Origin of the sequence: endosymbiont of Lamellibrachia barhami (assembly GCF_011947365.2) — a bacterium.
In the GTDB taxonomy this organism is placed as follows: Bacteria; Pseudomonadota; Gammaproteobacteria; order Chromatiales; family Chromatiaceae; genus QGON01.
On the sequence record NZ_JAAVSH020000001.1, the window covers coordinates 298,969 to 315,367 of the forward strand.

The window sequence follows — 16,399 nt, forward strand, 5'->3', positions numbered from 1 at the left end:
GATGGACTTCATTCTTGTGAAATTACAAGCAGGATCGATTTGCGCACACCGATACCGTATTGGTGATAAAGCCGATCATGGAGGTGGCAGTGAACTCACGCCAGTAGCCAGTGACGGGGATGATACCGTCAGGAATTAACGGGGTCGGCGCCATGATGATCACCGGCTGGATGGTTGTCAGACTCCCATACCAGCGGATGCGATCATACCGATGCTGCGGCTGAGGCAAGCCCCAGAATCGCGGAAAGTCTCTGAAGGTGATGCATACTCCTCCATTCGAAGCCGGAACAGCATCGTCCAGCGTTGGCCCCGTCGTAAGTGCCACGCTAGACGCTGAACCTATCCGGCGTTTTATACTGTTTGAGTTGATCCTCCGCGAGCATACCGTAGAGTGGTACGCCGGTTTTGCCCTCCTCTCGCCCACCACATACTCCATGGGACGCAGATCCTTATGGTAGATGATCGGGTCTTCCTCTATCAGTTCAAATCTGCCCAGCTCGAAGAGTGGAATGGTTGTGCCCTCTCCTCCGGCGATCGGCAGGTTGGCCAGTCGGTTCAGTTCGGCGCGAGAGGCCAGCGGCAACTGAATGACCAGATAGGTCGGCTCCAGTTCGTGTCCCCGTTTCACGTCGCCCAGTTTGTAGCCGCCGAGGGCCATGTCCAGATTGCGGGTGATGGTTTCCACCTGCACGCCACGGCGGGTGGCTTTTTCGGTATCCACCGCAAAGTGCCAACGCTTATAGTTATCGGCGATGTAGGAGTCGACGTCCACCAGATTGGGGGCCGCTTTGAACATCTCTATCAGGTCTTTTGAAACGGTCTTGCGGGTGAGATCATCCGGACCGTAAACTTCTGCCACGACGGTCTGCAGTACCGGTGGGCCGGGGGGCATCTCGACCACCGAAATGCGCGCGTTCAGTTCTTGAGCGAAGGGTGTCAGCAGGCGCCGGGCCGCTTCGGCGATCTGGTGGCTGCTGCGCTTTCGATCATCCTTGTCGATCAGCATCACCTGAATATCTGCCTGCCAGGGTTCCTGGCGCAGATAGTAGTGGCGCACCATGCCGTTGAAGTTGAACGGGGAGGCGGTGCCGATGTAAGTCTGCAGAGCGGTAACCTCGGGCATGCCCTTCAGGTGCCGGGCCAGCCGTTGGGTTACGTTGGCGGTGACCGGCAGGGCGGTGCCCTCGGGCATGTTGATGACGACGTTGAATTCCGGTTTGTTGTCGAACGGCAGCATCTTTACCGTTACCGCTTTGAAATAGAAGAGAGAACAGGCGGCGAAGAAGGCGATGATGATGCTGATCAGGAAAATATTTGCCAGATGCCGGTTGTGGACCAGGGGTTCGATGATAGGCCGGTAGAGCTTGCCGATGGCGGCCTGGATTTTGCGTTCTTTCTCTTCCGCCCGCTTCAGTGCATCGAGTTTGGGTCGCATCAGACGTGCGGTCCAGGGGGTGAACACAAAGGCGGCGAAGAGAGAGAAGATCATGGCCACCGACCCGAACAGCGGGATGGGAAACATATAGGGTCCCATCATGCCGCTGACGAAGCCCATCGGCAGCAGGGCGGCGAGGATCGTCAGGGTGGCGATGATCGTGGGGTTGCCGACCTCGCGCACGGCATCTATCGCGATCGCTTTACTGGTCGAATCGTCGTGCAGCCAGCGCCGGAAGATGTTCTCCACCACCACCGTGGCGTCGTCCACCAGGATGCCGATGGAGAAGATCAGGGCGAAGAGGCTCACCCGGTTGATGGAGTAACCCATCACCCAGGAGGACCAGATGGTGACCAGGATGACCACCGGAATGATGGTGATGACCACCATCGCCGGGCGGCGGCCGATCAGCAGCCAGCTGAGAATGCTTACCGCGATGGTGGCTTCGAGCAGGGCGATGAGCAGTTCGTTGACCTTGTCATTGGCGGTCTTGCCGTAGTTGCGGGTGATCTCGGCATTGACGTTGGCGGGGATCAGCCGCCCTTTGAGACGCTCCAGTTTATCCAACAGCGCATCGGCCACGGCGACACCGTTGCTTCCCTCCTTCTTGGCAATGGCGATGGTGACCGCGGGTGCGCCTTCAGTGTGAGTCGCCTCATCGGGCAAGGCGGTGCCACTGATGAAGCTGACCATGCGTTGGGTCTCTTCCGCGTCTTCGAACACATTCGCCACGTCGTGGACATAGACGGGTTTGCCGAAATGGCTGCCCACCACCAGCTTTGCCACATCTGCGGCATTTTTGAGGAAGTGACCGGCGGTGACTTTATAGTGGGTATCGCTGATCTCCAACGAGCCGGAACTCTGCTCGATGTTGGCGGTGCGGATCGTGTTGGCTACCGAGTCCAAGCTGATGCCGTGACCCGCAAGCCGTTCCGGCAGGACCTCGATGCGTACCTGACGCGCCTGTCCGCCGACGACGAAACCCTGTCCTGTATTGGGCACCTCCTTCAGACGTTGCAGCACATCGAAGGCGAGGGCGCGCAGATTGACGCCTCTCATCTCCTCTGACCAGAGGGTGACGGTGATCACCGGAACGTCATCGATGCCTTTGGGTTTTACCAGGGGCATTGCCACGCCGGGGGGCATCTTGTCGAGGTTTGACTGAATCTTGTCGTGTACCTTGACGATAGAGGGGCCGAGCTTCTCCCCGACCTTGAAGCGGACGGTAACGATGGCCTGCTCATGCTCACTGGCGGAGTAGATGTGCTTGGTGCCGGGGATCTCGCTCATCATGCGTTCCAGCGGATTGGTGGCCAGACTGGCGACCTGATCCGAGGAGGCGCCGGGGTAACTGACGAAGACATCGATCATCGGCACCAGGATCTCGGGATCCTCCTGCCGCGGCGTGAAGATCAGGCCCAGGATACCGATGAAGAGGCAAGCGAGCAGAAGCAGGGGGGAGAGGGGGGAGTCGATGAATGTGCGGGCGACATTACCGGCCATGCCCAGCGGCAGTTCAACCTTATGGGGTAGCGCGGCATGGTCGAGAGCTGGTCGACGCGATCGAAATCTGGGTGATGTTTTTTTGTCATTAACGGCTTTCCACAGACTGCGAAAAAACGCACTATCTACGAGAAAGTATAGTTGTTGATAACATTCTTCTGTTGATCATGATCATCTTGGGTGGATAAAGTCTTCCAGAGGGTAGGGGCTGGGACTATGCTTTCATGTAGAGATAACAGTGACGCGGGAATAAAAACGGAGAAGAAAAATGCTGGAAATCAAAAATAGAGTGTCGGGTGAAGTGATTGCCAGTCTCGAACTCGAAACGCTGGTCGGTGCAGATCTGCGGGAGATGGATCTGGAGGCGGCGGATCTGAGAAACAGGGATATGCGGGGTGCGCGATTCAACTCTACCGAGTTGATCGATGCTGATCTGAGTGGCGCCAATCTGCAAGGGGCAACATTCAATAATGCACATCTGAGTGGTGCGAGTCTGAAGGAAGCGAATCTGGTTCAGGCGCGTTTCGGCAGTAACGTACGCGCCAATGCGGCGGTGCTGGAAGGGGCGGATCTCTCCGGGGCTGATCTGAGAGGGGCTGATCTGCGCAACGGGATGTTTCGACGAGCCAACCTGTCAGGTGCCGACCTGAGCCGTGCGGATATGTGCGATGCCGATTTTCAGCAGGCCGATCTATCCGGCAGCGTGGCCCACGATGCGCTCTTCATCAAGGCCAATCTGCGCAGAGCGGATCTCTCCAATGCCGATTTCCGGGATGCCCATCTGAACGACACCAACCTGATCAAGGCCAATCTCAGCGGGATCAACCTCGAAAGTCAGCAGCCGGACGGTTTCAGCGCGATCAATCTGGCCAACCTGGAAGGGGCCAACCTGAGTGGCGCCCATCTGCGCAATATCTCCGCCGAGGATTGCGTCATGAGAAATGTCAATCTCTCCGGCGCCGATCTCTCTCATGCAGTGATGGGGGGCACCGTGATGCGCAGTGCCGATGTCACCAACACCAACTTCGAAGGCGTCGAACTGGCCTCAGTGACCATGGACTTCTCCAACTTTTCCAAGGCGCTGAATGCGGATATACCGTCGTATAAGCAGAATCTTAGGTGAAAAAAGATAGGTTAAAGGTTAAAGGTTAAAGGTTAAAGGCGAAAGGCGTTCGTGCCAGTGGATAGGCCGGGCTTTGTCGCTACTGCTTTCTGAGAGATAGCACTCTCTTTCCAAAAAAAACGAATGCGTAGGCCCGATCAAGCGTAGCGGATCGGGCATTCAGCTAACAACAGTAACGACTAAGTTTGGCCCTTTTTGTGGCACGGTCTCCTTTTGCCTTTTACCTATTTTTTCCTGTCGGAATATTTTACAAATCGCGATTTTAGCTGGAGGCGGGATGGGATAAATAATCCTAATTTTTATTAAATTATTAGAGATTACAAAAAGTTATGCGGGTGTAAAAAATATTTGGTTCGAATCTTGCTGTGAACTTAATTATCCGTAAAAAATAACTATTTGTATCTGATGTCGGGAGGCGAAAGTAAAGTGATGAAACATAGATATTCCGCATGGATTCTGGCTTCGGTCCTGGGGTTGGCAGCCTTTTCCACCCAAGCCGGTACCATTGATCTGAAAGATTTCGCTTTCAATGTCGACGGGACTTTCAGCGCCGCTGCCGTGCCTGTCGGCGTTGATGTCAGTGCATTCAACATGACGACGGGACTGGGCATCATTTCGGCAACCATTACCGGAACCGGCGATCATTTCTTCGGCGGCTGGTTCGACCATGAAATCGACCAGGCGCTCAATACGCCCTTCAATGAGACCGGTGCGGCTCATGGGGTATCGGCGGCTGACCAATATTGGGAGATCGATGAGCCTGGGTTCGGGTCACCCTCCAATGGATCTGCAGGTCTGCCATATACCGGTGATATCTACTGGAACATAGAGAACAGTTACGCTCCGTCCTACCCGGGGGATGTATTTCTGGATAATCAGGTGTTCTATGATTGGAACGATAATCAAACCCTGACACCGCCGGATGATGTCTCCATGGCCATGGGTTGGGAATTCACCCTTGCTGACACCGAGCAGATGCTCATCGAGCTGGTGCTGAGCGACACCGCACCTTTGAGCGGTTTTTATCTCTCGCACTCGGATGATACTTCCCCGGATCAGATCTTTTTCTCCGGCTCTCTGTTTAAGTCATCGATTCCGGCTCCAGAGCCTTCAGTTCTCCTGTTGTTTGGCGTTGGCCTCCTTGGATTGGGTAGCATTCGCCGCCGCAAGCATACTGCCTGAACCCTCTTCCGAGTCTCCCTTGCACGGAGCGGCAAACGCCGCTCCGCCGTTGGTTTCCAGCCAGATTACTCGCGTCGCTACAACTGCAAAGAGAGGTTCTTCGGTGGAAAATGGCAAACTCATCATCATCTGTTTTTTGACCTTTTTCCTCTCTGCCTGTGGAGATGCGCCACCGGAGGATACGCCTCAGCGTCCGGCAGAGTCCTCAGCGCCGAGAGTACGAAATGTGCCGGATCCCGCCATGGAAGCGCCGAAAGAGGATTCAGCCGACCAGGCCGTCGAGGTTGAGGCAGAACCTGCTGTCCCGGCAGAACCGGCAAAATTTACTGTCGATGCGGAAGGGCGCAGGGTCTTCCTGCCAGAAAAGGGCTGGCTGCCATCGGCGGCGTTCTGGGACATCTACTACAATCGCCCCGAGGAGCTGCCGGGTGATATCGATCACCAGGCACTGCACTCCCTTCGCGCTGCGGAACAAGCGGAATAGCTCAGCAGGAGCGGCTCCCTCCGCGCTAATTTTGGGCCTGACCTTCAAGGGAATCCCATTCTTTTGTAAATAATTCCGACACCATAGGCTGGAATCTCCTGCCTAATCGGAAAAAACTTCAAATATACATAACATTTTGAAAAACAAATAAAAATTATTTATTTATGCCGGAGTTAATGCTTCTTTATTGATGCACGTCAACAGATTGTGTTTTTTATCCTGCCTGATTAGTCATCTAACGATTAATAGAGTGTCGAAAACTGTAAATTTTTCCGACACTCTTTCTTCTCCGCAAATTCCCCAGGTAATTCACATACAAAAACAAGGTGTTATCCGGGAGTGTCTTTTTCAGGCTAAGACTGGAATGGGATTCGTTGCCCTCGCCTGAAAAATCGATGAGTCTCTTTTGGGTCAGCGAATGATTGAGAGGCTACTTCCTAACCACCAGAAAAGCCTATAAAAAACAATGTTATTGGCTGTGCCTATATCAGTCAGCGCAAAAATCTATGGTTAGCGGCACAATGTTTGCCTATATACCTATAGAGGACGGCGAATAGTTGTGTGAGTGAGCCGTAACATTTTTCTCGCTGAAAAACAGACAGGGAAAAATAGAAAAGGAGTTCTCAGTGGACGGCTCCTCCGTTTTTACTCGGCAGAACCGAGTAAGTGCCGGATTGGCACATGGGGAGGTAGTAACTGATGAGTACCCTGTACGACGACTCTGTATCGGGTGTTAATTCTGCGTTACCCGATGTTGTTCAGCAGAATCTCTGCTTCGAGTTGAGGGCTTGAACAGTGCGGCGCCTACAGAAAAGTGGGCAGAACTGGCGTAAAGACGTCAGATATTTCATCCGGAGAATCACATCGAACTCTCTGGGGGTGGCGTACCTGTTTATCTTTTTTCTCCTCACCTGTTTCATCGTCTCCCCCGCCTTCTCCGCATTCACTGACCAAACCGCGTTACGCCTGCCTGCGGCAACGGACAACAGCTACAGCCAAACTGTCGCTGATATCGACGGTGATTCCGATCTTCTCGTAAACAACAGTGGTCAGAGCCGCCTTCTCATCAACGATGGTAACGGTACTTTTGACGACCAGACCAGCACCCGCCTGCCGGTCCTTGACGATACCCTGATAGACGCCGATTTCGGCGACGTGGATGGAGATGGCGATCTGGATCTGGCACTGGCCAGCGTCTTTGGACAAAACAGGGTCTTCATCAATGACGGAGCCGGAGCATTTTCCGATGAGAGTCTCTCCCGCTTGCCGTTTGATGCCGCACAGAGCATGGCGGTCAAGCTGCGGGATCTGGATGGGGATGATGATCTGGATATGGTGGTGGCCAACAGGGATGGCCGGAATCGGATCCTGATCAACGACGGTAGCGGGAATTTTACCGATGAATCCACGTTGCGGCTTCCCGCAGACACGGATCCCAGTTTTGACCTGGAGGTCGCGGACCTGAACGGGGATGGCACACCAGATCTCCTGATCGCGAATCAGGGTACCCAAAATCGATTGTTGGTGAACAACGGATTGGGGGTCTTCAGCGATGAGACCGCCCTGCGCCTGCCCGCATTGCTGGATACGACTCTCGATGTCCTGATTACCGATATCGATGGTGATGGGGATCCAGATCTGATTCTGGCTGGTGGGGGAGCAGGTCTTCGCCTGCTGATCAGCAACGGTAGTGGCGTTTTCAGCGATGAGAGCGGCGCGCGTTTGCCCGCGTTGAACGACTATGTGGTCAAGGTCAATGTGGCCGACGTCGATTACGATGGTGATGACGACCTGATCCTGGCCAACCTGGGCCAGGATCGTCTGCTTTTGAACGACGGAAATGGTCTGTTCAGCGACGGCACTGGTGCACAACTGCCGGTCGATACCAGCCGTACCTTCAGTCTGCAGCCCCAGGATGTGGAAAACGATTTCGATGCCGATCTGCAACAGGCCAACCCTCAGGGTCAGAACCGTCTGCTCATCAATGAGATTCCCTTCCCGCGGACCCGCATCACCATTTCCCCGGACTATATCGAGGCGGGCGATACGGTAACCGTTACCGAGCAGACCTTCGATGAGGACGGCGTCGTCTCGGTTGCCCTTACCATCAACGGGATACCTGTGCCGCTGGTGGGTGGGGTCGGGTTGTATGTGCCGACCACTGCGGGAGACTACACGGCGCTGATTACATCCGAGGACAGCCTCGGTAACGTGGGTACGCGGAGCAGTGAATTCCATGTCTTTACCCAGGATACTGTCGATCCGACGGTGAATATGACCGCCACCCCCGCCACGGTACTGCAGGGAGAGTCCGTGGCGATCCATGTTGAGGCGACGGATGATCGTACTGTTGCCGATCTTGCTTTGGAGGTGGACGGTGCTCCCCATCCGCTCGATGTCAATGGCGATGCGACCTATGTGAGTGTGGTTCTCGGTCCGTACACTGCAGTGGCCACGGCACATGATGCGGCCGGTAATGAGGGCACCGATAGTGTTGTCATCAATATCCAGGCCGATACAGAAGCGCCCACGGTAGACGTAACCGCACTGCCCGATCCCGTTGACCTGCTCAATCCGGTCACCATCAGTGTCAACGCTACTGACAATGTCGCAGTCAGCGAGCGCACTGCAAAGGTAACTGGACCTGGAGACCCTGGCGGGCTTGATTTGACTTTGGATGCCGCCGGTGAGGCCACCTATATTGCCTACCAGCCAGGCACCTATATCGTGGAGGCCAGCGCCAGGGATCCCGCCGGCAACCTCTCAACTACCAGCACCAGCTTCGAGGCGGTGGGTATACCCGATGCCACGCCGCCCACGGTTACTCTGACCATCGATCCCTATACCGTGGCATTAGGTGATCCGGTCACGCTCACGGTTATCGCGACGGATGACGTGGGTGTTGCAGAGAGAACCCTTGAGATCAACGGAACACCGGTTCCACTGGATGCCGGTGGCAGCGCCGTCTACACCCCGCCGGTGTTAGGTACATACAACGCTGTGGCTATGGCACGGGATGCCACGGGAAATGAATCGACGGTCATGGATTCATTCCAGGCAGTGGATCCTGCCTCGGATACCACGGCGCCGTTAGTGACGATTACCTCGCCTGATGAGGAGGAACCGCTCAGTGGATTCGTCAACATCGACGGTACGGTGGATGATGAAACTCTGGTGGAGTACACGCTGGCCTGGGCTCCGTTGGATAGTTTCGATTTTACCCACTTCCACACGGGTTATAGTACCGTGACCGACGGCAATATCGGTGTGCTCGATACCACCCTGATGGAGGCGGGCTTCTATCAGGTCAGGCTCACAGCGACCGACATCAACGGACTGACCAGCACTCTGCTGCATGAGCTCAACGTCACTGCAGAGTTCCAGCTTGGACTCTTCTCGGTCAACTACCAGGATAAAAACCTCACTGTGGGCCGCTTCCCGATCACGGTCAACCGGACCTATGACAGTCGCCGCCGCAATATCCCGGGCGACTTCGGTTACGGCTGGTACCTGACGCTGACCCAGGCCGAACTAGTCGCCAACCGGCCTGCTGGTGAAGCATGGAACCACAGCAGCGGTGGTGGGTGGTTCCCAACCTACTATCTGACGCCGACCCGGCCGCATCTGGTCACGATCAAGTTCGGTGAGGATGAGAAATATCAGTTCAGTGCCCGCCCGAACCCGGACCAGCAGCAGCTGGTGCCCATAGAGTTCCTGAACAGCATGAACTACGAACCTATTGGGGATGCTGAGGGTACGCTGATAGCAGGCGGTACGACCCCTGACCTGGTGATCGGCGGTCTTGGCCCGGTTGAGATATACGACTTCAATCTTGATATCTACAATCCGACTATCTTCACTTATACGGCGCCTGACGGTTTCGTTTACCAGTTCCAGAACGAGAACAAGGCATCGGTTAACTACAAACTCACCAGCGTCACTGATCCCGGCGGTTTGACTGTGACCATCACCGACAATGGTTTCACTCGCTCTGACGGGCTTAGCGTCAGCTTCGTGCGGGATGCCCAGGGACGGATTACCCGCATCACCGACCCGAATGGCAACGACATCATCTATGAGTACGATGCTGCTGGCGATCTACTGGCGCAGACCGATGGAGAGAGCAACCGCAGCGAATACGTCTACGATAGCCAACACTATCTGACCGAGATCATCGATCCGTTGGGACGCACCACGCAACGTCAGGAATTTGATGCAAACGGCAGGCTGATCGCCATCACTGACGGCAACGGCAACCGGGTCGAGATGGAATATGATATCGACAACAATACCCAGATCCTGCGCGACCGCCGGGGCAATCCGACCATCTACGAATATGACAGCCGGGGCAATGTCACCCACGAGACCAACTTCCCGGTAATCAACGGGACAGTGCAGGCGGTGGAGACGGTGCGGGTCTACGATGCCGATAGCCAGATGACCTCTGAAACCCTGCCGGACGGCACACTGAACACCTTTACCTATGACGTCCGCGGCAACATCACCGGTGATGTGCGCGACAGCGGCGGCCTCAATCTGACCCACAGCTACACCTATGACGATGCCGGAAGAATGTTGAGTCATACCGATGCGCGGGGCAACGCCAGGAACTGGGTCTATGATGGTCAGGGCAAGCTCATCACCCGTTCAGACCGCATCGGGTACACCTGGCTCAACACCTATGATGGCGCTGGCAACCGGATCAGAGAGACCAGCCCGCTGGGCAACTACACGCTGATCGAATACAACGCCCAGGGTGGCGTGACCGCCAAAGAGCGCTATGACAGCAGCGATGTCAGGCTGCGGCGTATGGAATATGCCTATGACGCTAACGGCAACAAGCTGAGCCAGACGGTTATTGTCAGCATTGGCGGAACCCCCACTGCCGCTACCACCACCTATACCTACAATGCCAATTCGCAGTTGCTTGCCCAGACTGATCCGCTCGGTCATGTGACGCAGATGGAATACGATGCTGTCGGCAACCGGATCACCGAGATCGATGGCCTCGGCGAGCGCACAGAATATACCTACAACGTACTCGGCAAGGTGACGCGTATCGATTACCCGGACGGCACGGCATCGGTCTACGGCTACGATGTTGATTACAACCGCGATGCGGTGACTGACCTCAACGGCAACACCGTCACCTATCTGTACGATGCTGCCAACCACATCATCCATGTGGGTTATCCGGACGGCTCGGATCGAGTCAAACACTATGACAGTGCGGGTAACCTGGTCGCCGAGATAGATGAGGCCGGTAACCGCACCGAGCATGCTTACGGTAGCGCCGGTCGTCGTAGCAGTACGACACAACCGCTGGTGTACGATGCAGTGGCGGGCGCCAATACCCAGCCGGTGACGGTCTATGAGTATGACGCCAACGGGAATCGCACCGCAGTGGTGGATGCCAACGGCAACCGCACCGGGTACACCTTCGATGCGGGGAACCGGAAGATCCTGACGCTCTATCCGGATGGCAATACCGCCTCCAGTCTCTATAACCCAACGGGCAAAGAGATCCGCAGCACCGATCCGATGGGTCTGGTCACCGAGTATGAATATGATGCTCTGGACCGTCTGCTGAAGAGTTCGCTGCCGCCGCCCATGGCGGGTGATCCCAGATCCGATACCCTGTTCGGCTTCGACGAGGCGGGCAACCTGGTCAGCCAGACAGACGCCAATGGTCATACAACCCTCTATACCTATGATTTGGCGGGCAGCCGGACATCACGCACGCTGCCGGGCGGAGAGTCTGAGAGTTTCACTTATGACGCAGCAAACCGTCTGGTTGAGCATACCGATTTCAACGGCAATCTGACCTCCTTCGGCAGCGATGAACGGGGGCGCAGAACCACAACCCTCTACCACGATGGCAGCAGCCTGTTGGTCACCTACAACGGCATGGGGGAGAGACTCAGCGTGGTGGATAGCCGTGGCGCCACCAGCTATGACTACGACACCCGCAACCGCTTGGTGCGCTGGGCCGATCCTGACGGACTGACGCTCGACTATGCCTACACAGTCATCAACCGCCTCGCCAGCGTCACCACATCGGGTGGTCGTACCACGAGCCACAGCTACGATGCACTGGGTCGCCTGCTCAGCACTACCGCCGCAGATAGTGGGGTGACCGATTTCGGCTATGATCCTGTGGGCAACCTGGTGCTGTTGGAACAGGCCAACGGGACCAGCACGGAATATGCCTATAACAGTCGCAATCAGCTGACATCGCTACATAATCGCTACAGCGACAGCAACATCATCTCGGCCTATGTCTACACCCTGAATGACAACGGCCTGCGTATGCGGATCGACGAGTTGATGGGTAACGCTGTGGACTATGTCTACGACGATAACAGCCGCTTGATTCGCGAGACCCGGGTCGGTGCCAACGCTTACGATCACCAGTACAGCTACGATGCCGTCGGTAACCGGACAGAAGTCGACAAAGACGGTGCGATCACCGCTTATACCTATGACGTCAACGACCGTATGACCAGCGCTGGTGCCGCTACCTACAGCTATGATGCAAACGGCAACCTCACCAGTACCAGTGAAGCCGGTGATACGAGCAGCTTCGAATACAATGCAGCGGATCGCATGGTGCGCGCTACCGTACCGGGTGGGGCAGTCACCGATTATGTCTATGATGGCGACGGCATCCGGGTCAGCCGAACCGATGCATCCGGCACCACCCGCTATCTGGTGGATGGACGCAACCAGACAGGTGTGGCACAGGTGATCGAGGAGCTGGGCGGCGGTGGTGCCCTCCAGGTCAGCTACACCTACGGCATGGATCTGTTGAGTCAGGATCGTGGCGGTGCCATCAGTTACTACCATGCGGACGGGCTGGGCAGTGTACGCGGCCTGACCAACGGCGCCGAGAACCTCACCGATACCTATCTCTACGATGCCTATGGCAATGAAGTCGCTGCTACCGGCAGTACGGAAAACAGTTACCGCTTCGTCGGCGAACAGTACGATCCCAATATCGGTTTCTACTACCTGCGGGCGCGCTACTACGATCCGGCAAGCGGTCGTTTCATCTCCATGGATCCGGCGGCGGGCGATCCGCAGAGCCCCATCAGCCTGCATCGATATCTGTACGCCAACGATAACCCGGTCAACTATGTCGATCCCACCGGTGAGTTCACCCTGGCCGAGATGATGGTCGTGCAAGGGATACGGATGGATTTGATGAAGGCCACGGTGCCGCATCAGGTCCGCTTCTTCCTGCGCGCCACCATGATTGCTGAGTGCATCCTTAAACCCGCCTATACGAAATTCGCCAAGGCTATGGAGATGATGGGCAATAATATCAACGGTGGCATCTCGCTGATGGTCGCTTCGCGCAAGGAGATCGCTGCAGGCTACAAGGCGCTGTTGTCCGCAGGCAAGGATATGTTTAAGTCGATCGTCGATGATCTCAAGCCTGATTGGTACAAGACGCTGGAGGATATCGCCGGCAAGATCGATGCACTGAGGAGAGGCAGGCTGGTCGTTGCCCTTGGGCTTACCGACAAGATCAATGAACTGGTCGAGTATCACAAGAAGGTGGACGAAGCGACCAAGGCAACGGTTACCGCCTATGAGGCGGCCGCCAGAGGTGATGTCACCAGCGCCTGCGTGGGGCTGAAAGCTGTGGATATGATCTGGACCATGACCGAGGTACCGGATCCTTAAATAGGGGCCAAGGTTTCAGGGCCTAGGGCCTAGGGCCGAGGGTTGGAGAGAGAAGAGGTATTACTGACAGCGTGGGTATGAATATGTATCTGTCAATGACACTGTGGAATGCGCGAAACCTGGCTGCCGGCCTGCTGGCGGTAGTAGCGGGTCTGTTGCCGTTCGCAGTGTCGGCAGGCACCCATTCTATCGGCGGTGCGGACGGCAGTTTCGAGTCCGGCTTCAGTGGCATGGTGATCGAAGGTGATGTGCGGCTGGTCGACGGATTTGGAACGCTGCGTCCCACCGAAGGATCCCAGGCGGCGCTGCTCACCAACGAGCCGGATGACGGAAGCACCCCGGGGGATGCGGATGTCAGCCTGTTGAAGATCGAGAACTTCACCATACCGGCAGAGATGGCTGCCCTGCGTCTCGACTACGATTTTCTCTCCGACGAACCTCGTCCCAGCTTCGCCAACGACCTGTTCACCGTCAAACTGATATTGGTGAGCAGCGGCGGCGAAGAGACGCTGCTCACGGTAGACACCTTTATCCCATCCTATGCGGCTCCCTGGACAGGTTATACCCGCCAGACAGGCCTGCGTACCCTGGTGGCGGATGTTTCCGCCCACGCCGGCAGCGCGGATCTGTTCACCCTGGAGCTGCGCATCACCGATACTGGTGACGGCCGGGGCAACTCCGCAGTCTTGCTCGACAATCTGCAGTTCACCACCGCCGCCGAGCCTATTGCCTCGTCCAACGTCGAATATACCGAGGTGGGTGCGGGCGAGGTCATCAACTTCAACGGTTCCGGTTCCACCGATGCGGATGACACCATCGTCGACTACAGCTGGGATTTCAGCAACGGGATCATCGGCATCGGGCTGGCAGTCGATTACGCCTACCCGGACGACGGTATCTACCAGGCCACACTCACCACTACCGATGAGGCAGGCAATAGCAGTAGCGACAGCTTTACCGTGGTGGTTGGTGCGCTGAATCACGGTCCTACCATTATCTCGCCGCCCAATGTCGCTGCTGCGGAGAATGTCGAATACCGTTATCAGATCGTGGTGGACGACTCGGAGTTGGCCTTCGGCGATGTCATGAGCTATTCGCTCACTGCCGGACCGGCAGGGATGACCATCGATGCAGCGTCGGGTCTGGTGATCTGGACACCGACTGCGAGTGATCCGCGCAAGTCAGCGGTTACGGTGGGGGTCGAGGACAGCCGGGGGCTGAGTGACACCCAATCGTTCGACGTCGTCATAGGCCCCGAGGTTTATATCGTTACGGCCCGTGATGACAGCATACTTCACTACGCCCGCAGCAATGGCGATGGTACATTCTCTCAGCTGCAGTTCCTGTCGGATATCAGCCACTACACACGCGGTGGTTCGGCCATTGCCGACTTCGACCATGACGGTGATTTCGATCTCATCTCCGGTCACGGCAACGACGGTCATAGACTCCACCTCTACTACTATGAGAAGGACGGCGCCACCTTCAAAGCGCCGGTCTATCTGGGACATGTGGGAGACAGTGCCCATACTGTCAATTCGTGGCTTATGGACATGGCGGCGGAAGATTTCAACAACGACGGCGAGATGGACTTCGTGGTCACCGGCAACGGCAGTGACAGCTGGCTCTTTACCAACCAGGGCAGTCTGCAGTTCGGTGAGGAGACCCATTTCTTTAGCGGATTCGAGATCGGTAATGAAGGGTGGTCAAGCGGTTATAGCACTGTATTGATGCGTGACGACTCCACGGCCAATAGCGGTAACTGGTCCATGCGGCTTGATGCCACTGGAGATGGCTCCGGCCTCTTTGGGCTTATCAATCCGGCAAGCTGGTATCTGCACAACGGGCCGATCGTGAGCTTCGCCTACCGGATTCCGCCCGGTGTTCCGGTGGGCCTCTTCTTCTACATCGATGATAAGGGTTGGATTCAGATTGGTGGCACGGCAACGGCCGATCCGGATGGTTATCCATCGAACCCGGTGGTCAGCCTGATCGATGATGACAGTTGGCACACGATCTCCATTGACCTGCCGGAAGCCATTCGTGGGAACTGGCCTGATGCCAAAGGACGGATCACGACCTTTGAGTGGTGGACCAACAACAACGGCACCAGCGGCCAGCAGTTCTGGTTCGATGACTTCAAGATCAGCCGCCGCAGTTATATTTCAGGGTTTGATATCAGCCTGTTGCCGAATACCGGCGGTTCCGGCCGCGGTATGGATGCGGGGGATGTAAACAACGACGGTAATATGGATATTGCCCGTGCGCGCTATGGCGATGGTTATGTTTACCTCTATCAGGGTGACGGCGACGGCAACTTCGTCACCAGTCATATCGCTGATCCCGGCTCTGACCCCTACGGTGTGGTGCTGGGCGATTTCGACAATGACGGTTTTGACGACCTGATTGCCGTAGAGGGTGGCAGCGGTAACCCCTATTTCTACAAGAGCAATGGAGACGCCACCTTCCAGCCGGGTGTCTACGTGGCTTCGCTGGATACCGACAACCACTCCGCCTACGCTGATTACGACTTCAACTACGACGGTAATCTGGATATCGTGGCCGTTAACTACACCGGGAATACCGCCTGGTACTATCCGGGTAACGGCGACGGCACCTTCGGCGTCCGGCTCAGCATCGGTAATACCGGCAGCACCACGCTTGGCGTGGCTGCCCCCGCAGGTCGCGTGACCGGTCAGCCCTTTGCCTTGGCGACACAGAGTGCCGATTCGATCAATGAGGGCGAGTCGGTCGACTTTGACGCCGCTGGTTCCTATGATGAGGGTTCCATTGTCAGTTACGATTGGGACTTCGGTGACGGAACAACCGACAGTGGCGCCGGGGTTACTCATACCTTCGCTGACGAAGGTGTCTATTCCGTCGTATTGACGGTGACAGATGATAGCGGTGATATCGACCGGATCAGCCGGCAGGTGACGGTGACCGGTGATCCGCCGCTGGCGGATACCGGTGGTCCTTATCT

6 protein-coding genes are annotated in these 16,399 nt (G+C 56.2%); 5 read left to right on the forward strand and 1 reads right to left on the reverse strand.

Annotated features, from left to right (window positions below):
- Positions 1-22: 22 nt before the first annotated feature.
- A complete protein-coding gene (locus G9Q73_RS01285; RefSeq protein ID WP_177418137.1) occupies positions 23-2,938 on the reverse strand; it encodes an efflux RND transporter permease subunit in 2,916 nt (971 codons plus the stop codon).
- 268 nt (positions 2,939-3,206) lie between these two features.
- Between G9Q73_RS01285 and G9Q73_RS01290 the strand changes: the two genes are divergently transcribed.
- The 5 genes from G9Q73_RS01290 to G9Q73_RS01310 form a co-directional block, all read left to right on the forward strand.
- Positions 3,207-4,061: a pentapeptide repeat-containing protein gene (locus G9Q73_RS01290; RefSeq protein WP_177418138.1), complete on the forward strand. Its 855-nt coding sequence runs from the start codon at positions 3,207-3,209 to the stop codon at positions 4,059-4,061.
- A gap of 429 nt (positions 4,062-4,490) precedes the next feature.
- The gene (locus tag G9Q73_RS01295; protein ID WP_177418139.1) at positions 4,491-5,243 is read left to right on the forward strand and encodes a PEP-CTERM sorting domain-containing protein; all 753 of its coding nucleotides are present in this window, start codon (positions 4,491-4,493) and stop codon (positions 5,241-5,243) included.
- A 103-nt stretch (positions 5,244-5,346) separates the two neighbouring features.
- Complete coding sequence (locus tag G9Q73_RS01300; protein WP_177418140.1) at positions 5,347-5,727, forward strand: hypothetical protein; 381 nt, start codon at positions 5,347-5,349, stop codon at positions 5,725-5,727.
- An 879-nt stretch (positions 5,728-6,606) separates the two neighbouring features.
- The gene (locus G9Q73_RS01305; protein ID WP_177418141.1) at positions 6,607-13,416 is read left to right on the forward strand and encodes an FG-GAP-like repeat-containing protein; all 6,810 of its coding nucleotides are present in this window, start codon (positions 6,607-6,609) and stop codon (positions 13,414-13,416) included.
- Between the two features lie 95 nt (positions 13,417-13,511).
- Positions 13,512-16,399: PKD domain-containing protein (locus tag G9Q73_RS01310; RefSeq protein ID WP_177418142.1), on the forward strand; the 2,888-nt coding region annotated here is incomplete at its 3' end.